This is a genomic window from Vibrio olivae (assembly GCF_042428525.1).
Taxonomy (GTDB): Bacteria; Pseudomonadota; Gammaproteobacteria; order Enterobacterales; family Vibrionaceae; genus Vibrio; species Vibrio olivae.
The window spans coordinates 247,559-263,801 of the sequence record NZ_JBHMEP010000001.1; the positions used below are offsets into that span (position 1 = coordinate 247,559).

Genomic DNA, 16,243 nt, shown 5'->3' on the forward strand with positions numbered 1-16,243 from the left:
ACGTACTTGAGACGTGCAGAGAAGTCGAGTGTACATCAGCCTGTTGCAGTCAATGGTCAACCAAGATGTTTAAATAAACTCTACAGGTTATTGCCGATACCCAACTGCAAATCAACCTCACAGTACAAACCATTCCCCCTACAAAATCTAATCAATAACCATGAAGCTAGCGTGATTGCACCAACTGATAATTGCCCCAAAATCGTTCAGAGCTAATACTCTACACATTTAGGGGGCGTGCGTTTACCCTACTAAAAGTTATTCGATGGAGTTGATAATTGTTCATTCTCGTCATTAGGAGACATCTTGCAGTCTAACTTCCCTTCATGTGGTATAACTTATTGATTATCAGTTGAGTTAATATGAAAAAGACTGCACTATCGAAGGATGAAAGACGACTATGTGTCGCCTAATAAACGTTATGCAACAGTAAAGAAAAGCGATCATTAAGCTGTTTCTATGCTTTATTATATTGTGATTCTGGTTTCTAATTTATTCGATGGTTACTTTTAACTCATTGTTTAAATTAGTTATTTGTCAGTTTGTAATATCAGTTTTATCTATATTGATTTAGTCCTTGGCTTCTTGTTCTTCGAGTCTTTATTCAGCACTTACTGGTAAAACGGGTTTGCGTTCAGCTTGTCTATAGTTATGATCCGCAGAATCAAGAGGCTTTTGTTGCTGCCGACGTTTTTCTATTGGGTCAATGCTGACTTTTCGTGTAAGTTGAAAAATATCTGCTAATGCTGTTCTTTGGTAATGTTTTGAATTATTTGGTAAATGTTGCATAACAAACGCCTCAAGCGGGACTTCCAACGCTCGCCACTTTTGGCTTTAATGAGTTTTGAGGTTGCGGCTGGTTAGTTTTAGTGCGGTTGTTTGCGTTGTCAGCCCCTTAGGCGGGCGTTATGTGAATGGAGATCAAAATGTCTTCTGTGCCAAAAAATAAGGATGAATTAGAGTTAGCCATAAACTCAATATTTCCGAAACTCATGGCTGACTATCGTTCAATTCCGGAAAGTAAAGCTCGCAAATCTGGAGTAGAAGGAAACGTGAAAGGTACGGTCATTAGTGTTAGTGATACAGTGGCTTATTTGATTGGTTGGGGAAAACTGGTTCTTAAATGGCATCAGCTAAGATCTCGACACCAACATGTAGATTTTCCAGAAACTGGTTATAAATGGAACCAATTAGGCTTACTCGCTGAAAGCTTCCACGAAGAGTATCGTGAGTGGAAATACAATGATTTACTCATTGAACTTGAGTCTACGATTAATGAGATCCTTTTACTCATTTCAAGCTTAAGTAATCATGATTTATATGGTGTTGCGTGGTATGAACAATGGACTTTGGGGCGCATGATTCAGTTTAATACGTCATCACCTATGAAAAATGTGCGTACAAAAGTTCGGCGTTTCAATCGAAAATTCACATAACACATATGAGCCTTCTGCCTGTCAATAGACAATACTGTTCCTTTGGCTGCGTTAGCAGCCAACCCTTCTCGAACAACAAAGTTATCTACTTCGCTTTGTCATTTCGGTCATCGAGCATTGCTTACGACAAACACATATAGAGGATCTCTTATTACGGTCTCTCCGCTGCCTATGGCTTTTCATAGGGTCACTAGACATTTATCGGTTAACCCTGACTGGCGCTATTCAAAAAGAAGGCTAAACAATGCCTTTCCAAGGTCGTTGTTTTCCAGTTATCTTCAGGCTCAGCCTAGGTGTAAGCAACTTTGCTGTTCGTTGGTATATTATGGGTGCGCACCAATGAAGTGGCTAATCAAAGCAAGAGGACTTGGACTGCCTGACACAACTGACTTGATCGGGCTTAAATCCCACTAAACTTGTGTCAGTAACGTGTTCTTACTCAGCACCAGTTAGACGTTCAGCTCACTTCATTGTGCGACTTATTCAGGTAAAAATCGTTTTTCATCAAATACCGTTTTGTTCCTCAACATGAAGTAGACACATCGACCTAATTTATGAGCAAGCGCCGACAGCGCCTTGGCTTTGCTCATGCGTTTTTGCAGGCGTTGAATGTATTTCTTCGCGGGTTCATTGCCACGTAAATAGAGAACCGCGGCTTCAGAGAACGCCCATTTTAAATAAGCGTTACCAATCTTGTTGCCATTCGTTCCTTTTTGTTTACCCGCCGATTCGGCTTTGCATTTGACTAGTCGTGAGTAAGAAGCGAAGTTCTGTACCGACGGGAAGCGTTCGATATTCCCAATTTCATACAAGATGGTGAGGGCGAGAATGCGGCCAATACCAGGCACGGTTTGAATGAGTTGATAATCGTGAGCGCTATGTTGCTTGGCGGTTTTCTCTATAAAGTGTTCTACACTCGCCAGCTCCTTGGTGTAAAAAGCGATGACATTTAAATCCATGTCGATACTTCGATTGATTGAGGGTTCACCGAACTGATTACGCACTTGCTCACGAGCACAAGGATAGCGTAATTGCACATTGGGGTTTTGGAGGTTGTACTGGCTAAATGTATTGGAGACATGGGCTTTCAAATCAGCACCATGACGCATGATTTTAGTTCTTCGTCGCAGTAAATCTCGTGTTGCCCGCATTGCTTTGGGGTAAACATACGCAATAGGGAAGTTACCTCCACGAAGCAGAGAAGCAATTTTGTATGAATCAATACGATCGTTCTTAGTTTTACCACCGTGAATCGCTTTCATGTAGAGAGCATGACCGAGTACAAAGTCAAATGCGTAATCGAGGCAAAGATCGCTTACCCAATACCAGCAATGCATGCACTCTACACCGATGACGATGTTATCTTGATAAGGCGTAATTAACTCAAGTAGCGCATCGGGATCAGCATCAATCTTCTTGTGCAGAACTTTATTGCCAAGTGAATCGAGAATACAGACGTAAAGTAGGCGAGCATGCAGATCAATGCCACAGTAATAGTTATGCTGCTTGTTATAGAATCTCATAGAGTCTTCTCCGTTTTGGTTTCGTCGCCTTCCAGCTTAGTCGAGAGGCTAAGTTGGAGGAGGAGGCTCAATGAGTATCAAAGCGTTTAAGACGGATTCCCAACGCTTGGCATTTTCGGTTTGATGCAGCTTTAGTGATTACGGCACAATAGTTTAGGTAGGGTGATCTGCGTTGCTCACTACTTAACGCGGCGTTATGCTCTAGGAGGTACTTTGCTCGATTTACTCAAAAAAGTGGTTCTAATTAACCTCTCAGCGGTTCTTGTTGTTATCGCTCTAGCCCAGTTTGTTCCATTCTTTGCTACGACTCAGTTGGTCGACTTTCTTTTCTTTGTTGTCATCGTCATATGGGTTTTGGCGAAGCTAATGTGGGAAGGTGGTATCCATAGTAAGACTACTCGGTTAGATGATCCTAGAACAGACAAAGTCTATAAAATGGTAGAAGGGCATGATTTCGAAAAAGACGAACGCGAGCACTATCGAATGAACTACCAGGTAGGTTTAGTTTTCTTTATAGCCGGTCTGCCAGCGTTTATAGCTTGTTTAGTCCTTCAATTTCTTTGAGCACGAGCATAACAAATTAGTGAAAAACATAAACAGTTTCGCCAGGAAACAATGCAGCGGATTGAAAGCCATTTTGAGCTGACTTTTTCTGAAATGGATATCTACCTAATTAGCCTAGTTCAATTTAATGCGATGAGTGTGAGTGAATCGGCTCGATACATGAACATTAGTCGTCAAGCCGCTCATAAGCATGTTAAGAATCTTGAATCGCTTAATTTGGTAGAGTTGACGACTTCTGCATCTAATCGTAGGGAGAAAATCATCACACTTACACAATCGGGTAAACAGTTTGGTGAACAAGTCAGTCATATTAAGAACGAACTCGAAATGGAGCTCGAAGAGAAACTAGGTGTTGAAAACTATCGCCAAGTAAAAGCACTGTTTAAAGAAACTTGGTAATTCCAATCACTAAAAAGGGAGCAGAAGCCCCCTTGGAAAGTTACATCGAGTAGTTAAGCCCGATCCAGTAAGAGCGATCAATTTGATGTATTACCCGGTACAATCAAACTGGTTTAAGAGCAGTCGATTTTAACTTTTGACAGGCGCTTTACACATTCTATCCAAGATAATTGCAACCAAAACAATGGCGAGCCCAGCTTCAAAGCCCTGAGCGATATTAACCGTATTTAAAGCACGGATTACAGGTTTGCCCAGACCGTCTGCGCCTACTAATGCAGCGATAACCACCATCGATAGAGACAACATAATACACTGGGTGATACCGGCCATAATACTTGGCATCGCAGCAGGAAGCTCGACTTTGAACAATAGTTTCATCTTACTCGCCCCAAATGCGCGGCCCACTTCTATCAGTTCTTCCGGTACTTCACTGATGCCCAGGCAGGTCAGTCGGATTGGTGCCACGATCGAAAAGATCATGGTAGATATCAAACCGGGAACGACACCCAGACCAAATAGAACAAGCGTGGGTATCAGATAAACGAACGTTGGAATCGTCTGCATTAAGTCCAATACGGGCCTGAGCATGACATTGAGCCATTTTCGGTGCGCAGCCATAATGCCAACCGGAACACCAATGAGTACAGAAATAAAAGTGGCGGCCAAAACCATTACCAAGGTTTCTAACATCTCAGACCAATATCCCAAGTTCAAGATGAGTAATAGAGCAGAAGTCACAAACATGGCTAAAGGTGCACTACAATGAAGATACCAGGCAAGGAGGGCGGCTATCGCAATGAAGCTTATCGGTGGAAACCATTTCATCAAGTTAACCAATGACATGATAACGGATTCTAGTCCATATGAGATATTGTCAAAAAAGCTAGCCCCATGCTCCGTCAACCAGTCGACAATATTCGTCATCCAGTTACCAACGGGAATTTTATAACCGGTTATAAAGTTCACCATTACTCCTTAGGTGTTTTGGTTCAATATCCATTAAAAATTTACAGGTCTGTGTATTACTTATCAGGGTAGTGATAAGCGGAAATGACTACTGATTGTTGACCGATACCCGGGAAAGTGGTGCCTCCTCCTGAAGCAATCTTAAGCACCACACTTACCCCATTGAACTTAGAAATCTTCACAGTGAAACAATCAATTATTTCGACAAACAATTTAATACCCTTACATATGTTATGGAATATGGCAAATTTAAATATTTTGACTAGAAACTAATTAAATATTTTTATAAAAATTTTAAGTTATTGATATGGAAGGTTTATTTGAGAAGTATGGGTGTGTTTTTCATTATTTCGTTTCGTTCTCTAACTAACTGTATGACTTAAAACGCGGTCTTTTAAAATCATTACAAATCAAGTGGTTAATTGAGTTATGGAGCTAAAGGTAGTACCAATTGGCAATTTTTTTATAAATTTTCCATGTTTGCAAAGGTATTCGTCAGATTGCTAGTCTATTGGTAGTACCAATATGGATGTAGCAAAGCAAATAGGTAAAAACTGGTGACAAATAAATCGACAGTAGATGGGTTGTTCTCGCCGGCTCAGATTGGGCGTGCGAGTGAAGATATCGCTCTTCAGATCGAATCCGCGATCCTTAATGAGACACTACGCCCCGGTGACAGTCTTCCAAGTGAAAGAGATCTACAAGCTCAGTTTGGTACTGGGCGCGGTGTCATCCGTGAGGCGATCAGAGCGCTAAAGCAGAAAGGTCTGGTGGCGATTCGTAAAGGACCGAAAGGTGGCGCATTCATTAAGCAGGTCGATGTCTCGAACATTAGTGAGTCACTGGCTTTGTTTCTCAAGCAAAAAAGTATCGGTGCGCACCAAATTGCTGAGTTCAGAGAAAGCATGGATCAGACTATTGCATTGCTGGCAATGTCACGTGCAACGAAAGAGCAGCAAGCCCAGATGCTGTTATTGGTTGATCGCTTAGAAAGTATTGCCGGGCTAAGTTCGTTAGATTTTTCTGAGCTGATCGAAACGGATCGACAATTGAACGTTTTACTGGCGGAGATGGCAGGAAACCCTGTTTTTGAATGGGTAATGCACGCGATGCAGCAAGGTTTTGGCTCTTATGACAACAATCTTTATACCGATGCTGACTTTCTTATCAAAGCAGTAGCCAACTGGCGTTACACCGCAGAGCAGATCATCAATAAAGAGCCAATCAAGCTACAGGCTTCGATTAGTCGACACTACTTATTGTTGCAGGAATGTCTTGATCGACGTTCGAACTAAGAATTCATTTTTTGTCGGGCACTCATTGCTTGAGCAAACAGATATTAAGTAACAGAGGTAAATAAATGGCGGAACAGAATTACGATTATATCATCGTGGGTGGAGGTTCAGCAGGTTGTGTATTGGCGAACCGACTGAGTGCTAATCCTGCAAATAAGGTATTGGTATTGGAAGCGGGACGGCCAGATCATCGCTTAGACTTTCGTATCCACATGCCAGCAGCGCTTACTTATTTGCTTACCGATGGTACCTATAATTGGTTGTACGAATCAGAGCCTGAACCGCATATGCAGAACCGTAAAATAGCGCAACCAAGAGGTAAAGTGCTGGGCGGAAGCAGCTGTATCAACGGTATGATTTATATCCGTGGTAATGCGATGGATTATGAAAAGTGGGGAAGCAATGAAGGCCTTGAAAACTGGGACTACAAGCACTGCCTACCGTACTTCCGCAAGTTCGAGACTCGCCTGAAAGGTGCAGATAAATACCACGGTGATAATGGTCCGCTATCAATATCCACTGCAGCTTGCGACAACCCGCTGTTTGATGCGTTTTTTAAAGCGGCTCAGGAAGCTGGTTATCCTCTCACTGATGATGTAAACGGCTATCAACAAGAAGGTTTTAGTGCGTTCGACCAAAACATTTATCGTGGTCGTCGCTTAAGCGCCGCCCGTGCTTATCTACATCCAGTCAAAAACCGTAAGAACTTAACGGTACTGACGGGTGCAACTGCTAATCGTATTATCTTTGACGGTAAAACAGCGGTGGGTGTTGAGTTCAAACGTCGCAAGAAAACTCGCACCGTTTATGGCAAGGAAATCATTTCCTGTGGTGGCGCGATTAACTCGCCAAAACTACTGCAACTGTCAGGTGTCGGTAATTCAGAAGAACTCAAAGCGTTAGGCATTAACCCTGTTCATCACTTGCCAGGTGTGGGCGAAAACCTACAGGATCACCTTGAGCTTTATGTTCAGTACACATGTAAAAAGCCAGTCAGTCTTTACCCGGCCTTAAAATGGTATAACCAACCTAAAATTGGCTTTGATTGGTTGTTCCGTCGTAAGGGGAATGCCGCAACAAACCATTTCGAAGCGGGCGGTTTTATTCGCGGTAATGATGAAGTTCTTTATCCAAACCTACAATACCATTTCTTACCGTTGGCAATCCGTTATGACGGTAGCGCGCCACGTGATGGGCATGGCTTCCAGTTACACGTAGGTCCAATGAATACCGACGTACGTGGTCATGTGAAAATTAAGTCGAATGATCCGGAGCAGAAACCAGCCATTCTGTTCAACTATCTGTCGACGGAACAAGAGCGTAAAGAATGGGTTGAGGCGATTCGCTGTACACGTAACATTATTGAACAGCCAGCATTTGATGATTTACGTGGTGAAGAACTGGCTCCGGGGCCGTCTGTTCAAACCGACGAAGAAATTCTGGACTTTGTTGCCCGTGATGGTGAAAGTGCTTACCACCCAAGTTGTACCTGTAAGATGGGTTATGATGATATGGCCGTGGTCGATGCCGAACTAAAAGTTCATGGAGTGAAAAACTTACGTGTTGTTGATGCATCTATCTTCCCGGCTATCACTAACGGTAACTTATATGCGCCAACGATGATGATCGCGGAAAAAGCGGCAGATATTATTCTGGGTAACTATATTGAGCCAGCCATGGACGCTGAGTTTTATCAGCATGTACCAGAGAAAAAGGCTGCCACTGTATAGCGTGTAGACAGGCAAACTTATTGCAGAAATAAGCATCCAAAATTACCTTATACCCGTGATCATTGAAGATGCTTGATTTTTTTTAGAATCAGGATCATGCTACGAACCATGAAAATTACACTGACTCCTCAACAGAAACTGCAACTCGAACAAATGCACGATATTGAACGTGATAGTCGAGTTTGCGACCGTATTAAGGCTGTTTTGCTGGCTTCTGAAGGCTGGAGTCAGACCATGATTTCACAAGCTCTTCGGATTCATGAATCCACCGTTGCACGTCACCTTAGCGACTACGTTCTTTCTGAAAAACTTAAGCCTGAAAATGGCGGAAGTCAAAGCAAGCTTTCTGCAACTCAAACCATGCACCTAATCGAGCATTTGACTGAGAGAACCTATCCTCATACTCATCAAATTGTCGCCTACGTTAAAGAGACTTTTGGACTTGATTACACTGTCTCTGGTATGAACAAATGGCTTCACCATAACGGTTTTAGCTACAAGCAACCGAAAGGCGTTCCACATAAGTTTGATGAAGCAAAACAACAAGCTTTGATAGATGCTTACGAAGCGCTAAAGGCAAGTTGTGACGAGGATGAATCGATAGTCTTTATCGATGCTGTTCACCCAACCCTATCAACAAAAATATCTCATGGCTGGATACGAACTGGTCAAGATAAAGTGATTGAAACAACGGGAAATCGCAGTCGATTGAACATTCTTGGCGCACTGAACCTGTCAGATATCGGAGCTACTATTATTGATGATTATGAGAGCATTAACAGTGAAACGATAGTTCGCTTTTTCTGTAAGTTAAGAGAGAGTTATCCGTTAGCTCATAAGCTTCATATCATTTTAGATGGTGCGGGATATCACCGTAGTGACTTGGTCAGAGATGCGGCATTTGTCCTTAATATCGAGCTGCATTATCTTCCACCTTACAGCCCAAACCTCAATCCAATAGAGCGGCTTTGGAAAGTAATGAATGAGAAGTCGAGGAACTCATTCTACCGTTCAATTATCAGAAACTGGGCTGAAAAACTGGGATTGAATGCTGACTATTACGGCACTCATTCCATGCGCCGTACTAAAGCTACTTTAATCTATGCCAGAACGAAAAACATCAGGGCCGTACAGATCTTACTTGGACATTCGAAGCTAGATAACACAATTCGATACCTTGGCGTTGAGCTAGAAGACGCTCTGAGGCTTTCTGAGAAAACAGACTGCTGACAGGCAGGAGCTGTTACAGGCTTTTCTTCTGAAAAGCCTGTGCCCCTTTCCTGTTTAGAATTGTTACTCTTATCATTTCTGAACAATCTCATTTGAACAAATATTACTAATGCCGATATAGTGCAACTAACTACATAAAGGATGGTCACGCACGGATTATGGGTAACAGAAAAATCGCTGTATTAATTGATTCAGAAAACACTCCGCACTCAAAGCTAAACCTGATTATTGAAGAGCTTTCTAGTTTTGGGCAGATCATCGTTAAACGTGCATATGGTGATTTTTCTGCTGAGCAACTAAAAAACTGGAAGCAGCCTTTAAATGAGTTAGCTATTCAAGCCAAACAGCAATTTGCCTATACATCTGGAAAAAACTCCACAGATTCTTTAATGATTATTGATGCAATGGATCTCTTATACAGTCAACGGTTTGATGCTTTTGCTTTGATATCCAGTGATAGTGACTTTACAAGTCTTGCTACGAGGTTAAGAGAGTCAGAGATACACGTTATCGGTGTTGGAAAAGCGATGACTCCGACTTCTTTTAAAAACGCTTGTGACGACTTTGTTGCAATAGAGAACTTAAACGCTGATGTTGATCTTGAGGAGGCACAATCAAGCTCTAATCAAGACGCAGAACGCGAACTATGGCGATTAATGCATCAATCTTGGCAGAACTATAGAGATGAATCGGGTTGGGCAAAACTAGGTGAAATTGGCAAATATTTAAAAAGATTGAAGCCAGATTTTGACCCTCGAAACTACGGTTTGAAGAAGTTATCTGACTTTTTTGATAAATATCCAACGCGCTATAGAACACGTAACACTAAACGCTCTGGTATGGAGTTTCAGCTGATAACAAAGGCTAGCAAACAAAAATGATTTGCAGCTTCGCTGACGTTATACGGCAATTGGGTAACTCAAAATTGCCCCATTCGGAGTTACGCCTAGTTGATATATTATTTTACTTAGCGGTGATTTGACATACTTTTGGTCATACTAGAAGTAGCCACTATATTGGTGGCTATTCAGTAAGCATTAACGCTTGATTCTCTTAAGGTAACTTCGTACTGATATTTCCCAGTGGATAGCAGCACGAGGTGGCTTTGTTGCTTAATTCGGTTGTAAGACATGGCAGTCCAAAGTTGTTCAGTTATTAAGCAATATACTGAGTTTCAGGCATACCAAGTCCTGTAAGCTTGTTCAGCGCTTTGATCATAGCGTAAGTCTCGCCAACCTGAGCATTGTAATTTCTTAGGCTTAATTTCCCACCTAGCAGCTGTTTTACTCGGTACATTGCTGTCTTGATAGTGAGCGCTTATGATAGCCATACCGCTTTTTCCATTTCTTGTTGGAGCCGTAGAGCTTTTGACAACCTACTACTAAATTACGAGGGTGCCCTTGTTCCCAGAATGCAGCCCCTTCTCGTGGTGGGATAAGCGCAACCGCTTGCTTAATCCTTATCGCATCATGACAATTCCTTGTGTCATAAGCACCATCACCTGATATTTCAATTATTTTACGACGCGTTTGCTTGAGTAAGTTGGGGAGCACTTCGGCATCGGTTACGTTAGATAAACTCAGCTCTGCTGCGACTATTTCGTGAGTGCTTGTATCTACTGCAATATGCAGTTTACGCCAGACTCTGCGCTTCCCATCAGCACCATGCTTCTTGACCTTCCATTCACCCTCGCCATAAACCTTGTAGCGCTCTCAACGGCATAGAGAAAACGCGTTTTACCATCAGTGCTGTAGTAATGGCTAAGTCGCTGAATCGACGAGGTCTACCACGCTTGCCTTGTTTGTTTTGTTTCCACTCAGCTATCGTTTCCTCATCAATCCAAAAGGTCAGAGAACCACGGTTGATTAAGGCTTTGTTGTACTGTTTCCAGTTAGTTGTTTTGTAACGAGGTTTAGGCATGAGGCTACGACGATTGATGGGTGTAGCCGATCAGATCGTAGCTTCTAGATTTAGTTCCATCGATTTAAGCAACAAAGCCCCGATCAGATCGCAACCTTCTGATTTAGTTCCCTCGAATTACGCAACAAAGCCCCCAAAATACGTGGGAACCTTGATTGTATCTACTCATATTATTTGTCCTCCTTAACTTCTGGAAAAATCAAAGACGCATTTAGCGTGAGTAGCTTTACAGGCCAGCTAAAGTGGATGATAACCATCTACTTTAGTAGCTGGTTTAGGGCTGAAAACAAAAAAAAGTGACTCGATAGTCACCTTTTGCACTCTTGTTGTAGGTTAGATTTTGAACGAGCCAACATAATGATCAAGCGTTTGCGAGAGCTCAGCCAGTTGTTGGCTCGATTGTTGTAATTGCTCACTTGCATTTAGACCGAGCTTCACTGAGTTGCTCACCATATCCATGTTCATATTGATTTCGTTAGCCACCGTCGATTGCTGTTCTGTTGCCGTTGCAACCTGAGTATTGATATCCAGAATGGTCATTACATGTTTAGAAATCGCTTCTAGTGCTTCTTGCGCCCGTTCCGTCTCCGTTGTTCCTTCTACGATCAGAGCTTTACTGGCCCCCATCGAATTCACGGCATTTTGCGCTTCGTCTTGCAAGCGTTTGATCATCAGGTCAATCTCATCGGTTGACTGCGCAGTTTTCGTCGCAAGGTTACGCACTTCGTCAGCTACCACTGCAAAACCACGACCTGCGTCACCAGCACGAGCGGCCTCAATTGCAGCATTAAGTGCCAACAAGTTGGTCTGTTCTGAGATACCTCGAATCACCTCAAGGATTGAACCGATCGATTGAGTATTATCTGCTAAACTTACAATGATGCTCGACGTGCCGTTCATCTCGGTTGCAAGGTTTGTGATTGCCGAAGTGGTCTTTTTCAGCGTCTTGTAGCCTTCTTGCGTTTCATCCGTTGCAGTACTTGCCGCGCTCGCTGCACCTGCTGCGTTCGATGCAATCTCGTTAACTGTTGCAATCATTTCATTCATTGACGTCACCACCAGCATGGTTTGCTCGTTTTGCTCCTGCCCACGAGTCAAAGCCTGTTGAGATTGATCACGTAAGGCAGTTGCAGAGCCCTTCAATGCAATAGCGGTGTTCACCACTTGCGAAACAATGCCATGAACCTTTTCGACAAAAGCGTTAAATGCTGATGAAATCTGAGCCACTTCATCATTGCCTTTTGTTGGCAAACGAACAGTCAGATCTCCTTCCCCTTGCGAAATATCATGCAGTGCATTTTTCAATACAGATAACGGCTTCATTAATTGGCTTAACAGAAGTGAAAGTAATAGCACGCAAAGTACAAAAATCACGATCATTGAACCAAGTTGGTAGCTGATAATACCGTTCGTTGCTTGTCTCACTTCCGTAATTGGAATACCGATGTCGAACGTGCCGTAAAGCTGGCCATTCACATAGATTGGGGCCATGATATCGAACACCCACACTTGCTGCACATCCGCGTACCACTTCGAGTATTGCTGCACACCTTTGGTTGCACCCGCCACCGTATAGTCATCTTCATACGTCTTGTTTAGCTTTTGTTTATCACTATGTGCGACAGCTGAAACATTGCTATCGATTACAATGGCATAGCTTACATCTGAGCGTTGTTTTAACTGGTCAACTAACGCTTGAAGATCTTGGGTCGGATGGTTTGAGTTCTCTAAAATGTAACTTGCATTCTGAGCTAAGAACTCGGCCTGAACCTGAGATTTGTGCAAGATGATACCATCGATTTTCTGACTTGAGATAAAATAGGTAGACGCCATACTCGCCATGACAGCAATGCCAAACATGACACAAACGGCTAATAGGATGATTCTTTTCATTATGATTGTCTCAACGCAAGCGATTAATTTCTATCAACGGGGTTAATCAAGCCGATGACTTGGCATTACTCTCTTTGCCAACCCACTCTCCCGCGACACTAGTTTTAACTATTTAGTTATATTATCCGCATCAAATGCAATAACTTTAATAAAATGAACCATTTTTTACGTTCATTTTTGTAGAATAATAAATCTTATTTGAACTCGCCGCCAAATGAGTGAGCTTATCGATGTAACTCTGCAACACTCATCGTGAAAACTAAATCCGAATCAGCTTGGTTTGAGTAGCTGTGAGGGACATCCGTTTTAGCTATAGCGGACTGACCTTCAAGCAGCTCTATGGTTTGCCCATCAATATTCAAAGTAAGTATTCCAGACTCAACATGAAAAAGTTCAAACGTACCTTGTGGATGACCTGATGATTCAAAAATTTCTGATGACTTCATATCCCAGCGCCATAGTTCAATCATATCGGGACCGCTAGTTCCTGCCAGAAGCTTTGCGCTACCACCGTACTCGCCAGTCCATAGCGTTGGAATGTCCTCTTTATCAATGACGTTGACGGTTGGATTACTCGCAACATTCACAATATCGGCAACCGATATCCCAAGGGCAGCAGACAGTTTACACAACGTCGAAATGCTAGGGTTAGCCGCACCTTTCTCTACTTCGACTAACATACCTTTACTGATGCCTGCTCTTTTTGACAAGGCATCCAGTGACAGTTTGAGATGTTTTCTATGTTCCTTGATCCTTGCTGCTACAGCCTGATTTATGAAATCAGCATCAGCACCACTATCAGTCGATATATTGACTTTTTTGGTCATTATAATGTATCTTGCACAAAAATGAATCACTGAAGGAATTATCTAATGGTTGTTATAGTGCCGTCAATCGATGCTCGCATTTCCCATATTGCACCAGAGTTCAAAGCATTGAGCATATCCGTTAAAGGAACGGAAGTTCAAAACCCAGAGTACGCAAAACAGGTTCTGCAAGAAGCGTGTACTTCCGTCATTGAGAATGACCATTCATGGGCAGAATCACACATCAATGCGTGGGGCGATGTTTTTCGTCAATTTGGCGCTAAACCAAATAGAACTCCTTGCTCCGCTGCGGCACTGCGAAAACGAGTACTGAAAGATGGAGGAATGCAGAGCATTGACCCTATTGTCGATATTTATAATGCCATCAGTATTCGATACGCTATACCCGTTGGTGGTGAAGATATGGACAGTTATCAAGGAACGCCAACACTCACTATCGCAGATGGCTCTGAATCCTTTGACACCATGAAAAATGGTGAGGTTTCAATTGAAAACCCTGATGTTGGGGAAGTAATTTGGCGCGATGAAGTAGGCGTTACTTGTCGTCGATGGAACTGGAGGCAGGGTGTCAGAACCCGAATTGAATCTGACACACGTAACATGTGGTTTATTCTCGAAAGCTTGCCAGAAATGCCACTAGAACACTTGCAGGAGGCGGGGCAAGAAATGATTAAGCACTTGCAAGTGATCATGCCTGATTCAGTGATAGAACAATCGTTAGTATTTGCTTCAAAATCGATTGAGGTTTGATGTGATAAATACTTTGTTAACTGGTGCCGTTGTTTCAGGAAGTTTGATTGTCGCAATCGGTAGCCAAAATGCGTTTCTATTAAAGTGCGGATTAAAAAAGCAATACGCACTGTCCGTTGCTACTATTTGCTTTCTTGGTGACATTCTACTGATAAGTACTGGTGTACTGGGTATAGGGACACTGCTCTATAAAGCACCATTATGGAAAGACCTTTTGACTCTTGGCGGCGTAGTATTTCTTTTCTGGTATGGCTACCAATCTGCAAAATCAGCTTGGAAAGGTTCAAGTCACCTAGAGTTGGAAAATTCGGACATTGCCCAGAGTTGGTTAAAAGTCGTTTTAATGGCGATGGCTATCACTTTTTTAAATCCACATGTATATCTGGATACGGTGGTGATACTCGGGGGCGTGACTGCTCAAATGGAACCTGATGAAAAACTATTGTTTGTTATAGGGGCACTGATCGCATCAGGGGGCTGGTTTTATGGATTAGTGTATTTGGCTAACAAGTTGATCCCACTTTTTAGTAAGCCAAGAACATGGCGAATTTTAGATTCTGCGATTTCATGCATCATGTGTGGTATTGCATTGAAGCTGGCAGCACCTTTGTTAAGCCAATACATATAGAGCGTCGCGATGAAGCTGCATTTCTATTAACTAAATTGCTCCTGTTAGATTGGACACTGAGTTTCCATACCAGAAGTTATTCGTCCTTTGCTAATTTAAGTAAATGCTCTAAATCATTTCTGTCCAACTTCGATCCAGCTGGTGAAGCCAGCTTATGGAAGATAGAATGATTGGAGGGTTTAAATGATCGCTAGCCAGCTTTTTTAAGCAGGGTGTACTAAGATGTGGGCTTGATGTATCTCGGTGTTCCACTCTTTCATTTCAGCAAGAAATAGGCCGTGAGCATTAATAGAATTGATAAGTTCTGGTGCTCGCTCTAGTTGGATAAGCATCGATAACGGGGTGACTTGATTGTGGTCTTGGTCAAAACCGTGTTCGACTTGTTCCTCTAGCATATAAAGAATCCCAGGCTCCGCTTCACTACCCTCCTCAAACAGTCTTGATTCGATCCCCTCTACGTCATAAAGGTGTACGAGTAGGTTATAAAGCTTTTCAGCACCGACGAGTTTTGTATGCTTCGACTGTGAATTAAGTTGATGCAGTTTCATTTCTAGGTTCCCACCTTTTTTTCTTGCTACGCTGAGCATCAGTTTGATGTCTTTTTTGATATTCGATAACGACTTATCGTTGAGCTTTGGCTTAAGGTACTTTATCAGTATGTCATTGCGTGATGTTACTGGAACAAAACGGGAAGATGCGGAAACCTGACACAGCAAATGAAGCAGGGCGTGGGTAATGACGTTGTGAAGGTTGTGGTAGTAGTCAAAGTCTCGTTTGATTTGCATAGCCAAGGTAGCGTTGTGGGTGGATTTTAAGAATATGGGGGCTCGGCGTTTTAAATCAACCGTAATAATGAGTTCGGTAGTAGTTTCCCATACATAGTGTTATTCATGAATTGCTAATGTTCGATTTTCCGAAAATGATAATTGTCCATCTTCGAGCTAGCTGATTTGGCTAGCTCAGATCTGCCCCAAAGTGATTTTGAACCGATGTAAGAGCTAGTCAGCAAGAAAAGATTTTGTGATACCTGAACTAATAGATAGGCAAACGCAAGCTCTGAGCCCTTCGTTTTTCGTAGTTTG

General features: G+C 42.5%; 14 protein-coding genes and 3 pseudogenes. 10 read left to right on the top strand and 7 right to left on the bottom strand.

Translation table 11 applies throughout. From position 1 onward, the window contains the following. Positions 1–600: 600 nt before the first annotated feature. Positions 601–789, bottom strand: a complete 189-nt coding sequence (locus ACFFUV_RS01250; protein ID WP_390189112.1) for a hypothetical protein — start codon at positions 787–789, stop codon at positions 601–603. A gap of 137 nt (positions 790–926) precedes the next feature. Between ACFFUV_RS01250 and ACFFUV_RS01255 the strand changes: the two genes are divergently transcribed. Next, the gene (locus tag ACFFUV_RS01255) at positions 927–1,436 is read left to right on the top strand and encodes a ClbS/DfsB family four-helix bundle protein (protein WP_217541725.1); all 510 of its coding nucleotides are present in this window, start codon (positions 927–929) and stop codon (positions 1,434–1,436) included. A 479-nt stretch (positions 1,437–1,915) separates the two neighbouring features. On the opposite strand, the gene ACFFUV_RS01260 is transcribed toward ACFFUV_RS01255, so the two are convergent. Then, positions 1,916–2,959, bottom strand: a complete 1,044-nt coding sequence (locus ACFFUV_RS01260; RefSeq protein WP_390189113.1) for an IS110 family RNA-guided transposase — start codon at positions 2,957–2,959, stop codon at positions 1,916–1,918. Positions 2,960–3,172: 213 nt separating this feature from the next. On the opposite strand from ACFFUV_RS01260, the gene ACFFUV_RS01265 reads away from it, so the two are divergent. Further along, positions 3,173–3,523, top strand: a complete 351-nt coding sequence (locus ACFFUV_RS01265; protein ID WP_113606102.1) for a hypothetical protein — start codon at positions 3,173–3,175, stop codon at positions 3,521–3,523. A gap of 51 nt (positions 3,524–3,574) precedes the next feature. Next, positions 3,575–3,922, top strand: coding sequence for a MarR family transcriptional regulator (locus ACFFUV_RS01270; protein ID WP_258515054.1), 348 nt, complete (start codon positions 3,575–3,577; stop codon positions 3,920–3,922). 129 nt (positions 3,923–4,051) lie between these two features. On the opposite strand, the gene choW is transcribed toward ACFFUV_RS01270, so the two are convergent. Next, complete coding sequence (choW, locus tag ACFFUV_RS01275; RefSeq protein ID WP_390191794.1) at positions 4,052–4,888, bottom strand: choline ABC transporter permease subunit; 837 nt, start codon at positions 4,886–4,888, stop codon at positions 4,052–4,054. A 557-nt stretch (positions 4,889–5,445) separates the two neighbouring features. On the opposite strand from choW, the gene ACFFUV_RS01280 reads away from it, so the two are divergent. The 5 genes and pseudogenes from ACFFUV_RS01280 (at position 5,446) to ACFFUV_RS01300 (ending at position 10,024) form a co-directional block, all read left to right on the top strand. Then, a complete protein-coding gene (locus ACFFUV_RS01280; protein WP_390189114.1) occupies positions 5,446–6,183 on the top strand; it encodes a FadR/GntR family transcriptional regulator in 738 nt (245 codons plus the stop codon). A 65-nt stretch (positions 6,184–6,248) separates the two neighbouring features. Further along, a complete protein-coding gene (gene betA / locus ACFFUV_RS01285) occupies positions 6,249–7,913 on the top strand; it encodes a choline dehydrogenase (protein WP_390189115.1) in 1,665 nt (554 codons plus the stop codon). A 96-nt stretch (positions 7,914–8,009) separates the two neighbouring features. Further along, positions 8,010–8,921 (top strand): annotated as a pseudogene (locus ACFFUV_RS01290) (IS630 family transposase); the annotation flags it as partial. A 6-nt stretch (positions 8,922–8,927) separates the two neighbouring features. After that, a pseudogene (locus ACFFUV_RS01295) lies at positions 8,928–9,143 on the top strand (tyrosine-type recombinase/integrase); the annotation flags it as partial. Between the two features lie 158 nt (positions 9,144–9,301). Further along, entirely contained in the window at positions 9,302–10,024 is a 723-nt protein-coding gene (locus ACFFUV_RS01300; protein WP_323243694.1) for an NYN domain-containing protein, read from the top strand. Between the two features lie 274 nt (positions 10,025–10,298). Here the strand turns inward: ACFFUV_RS01300 and ACFFUV_RS01305 are convergent. The 3 genes and pseudogenes from ACFFUV_RS01305 to ACFFUV_RS01315 all read right to left on the bottom strand — a co-directional run bounded on the left by ACFFUV_RS01305 (position 10,299) and on the right by ACFFUV_RS01315 (position 13,783). Continuing rightward, positions 10,299–11,063, bottom strand: a pseudogene (locus ACFFUV_RS01305) (IS5 family transposase). A 333-nt stretch (positions 11,064–11,396) separates the two neighbouring features. Continuing rightward, complete coding sequence (locus tag ACFFUV_RS01310) at positions 11,397–12,956, bottom strand: methyl-accepting chemotaxis protein (RefSeq protein WP_390189116.1); 1,560 nt, start codon at positions 12,954–12,956, stop codon at positions 11,397–11,399. Positions 12,957–13,180: 224 nt separating this feature from the next. Next, positions 13,181–13,783 carry a helix-turn-helix domain-containing protein gene (locus ACFFUV_RS01315; protein WP_020431999.1) on the bottom strand — a complete coding sequence of 201 codons (603 nt, stop codon included), beginning with the start codon at positions 13,781–13,783 and terminating at the stop codon, positions 13,181–13,183. 45 nt (positions 13,784–13,828) lie between these two features. Between ACFFUV_RS01315 and ACFFUV_RS01320 the strand changes: the two genes are divergently transcribed. After that, complete coding sequence (locus ACFFUV_RS01320; protein WP_020431997.1) at positions 13,829–14,533, top strand: B3/B4 domain-containing protein; 705 nt, start codon at positions 13,829–13,831, stop codon at positions 14,531–14,533. A 1-nt stretch (position 14,534) separates the two neighbouring features. Beyond that, entirely contained in the window at positions 14,535–15,161 is a 627-nt protein-coding gene (locus ACFFUV_RS01325; RefSeq protein ID WP_051154347.1) for a LysE/ArgO family amino acid transporter, read from the top strand. 203 nt (positions 15,162–15,364) lie between these two features. On the opposite strand, the gene ACFFUV_RS01330 is transcribed toward ACFFUV_RS01325, so the two are convergent. Further along, complete coding sequence (locus tag ACFFUV_RS01330) at positions 15,365–15,946, bottom strand: DUF2913 family protein (RefSeq protein ID WP_390189117.1); 582 nt, start codon at positions 15,944–15,946, stop codon at positions 15,365–15,367. Between the last annotated feature and the right edge of the window lie 297 nt (positions 15,947–16,243).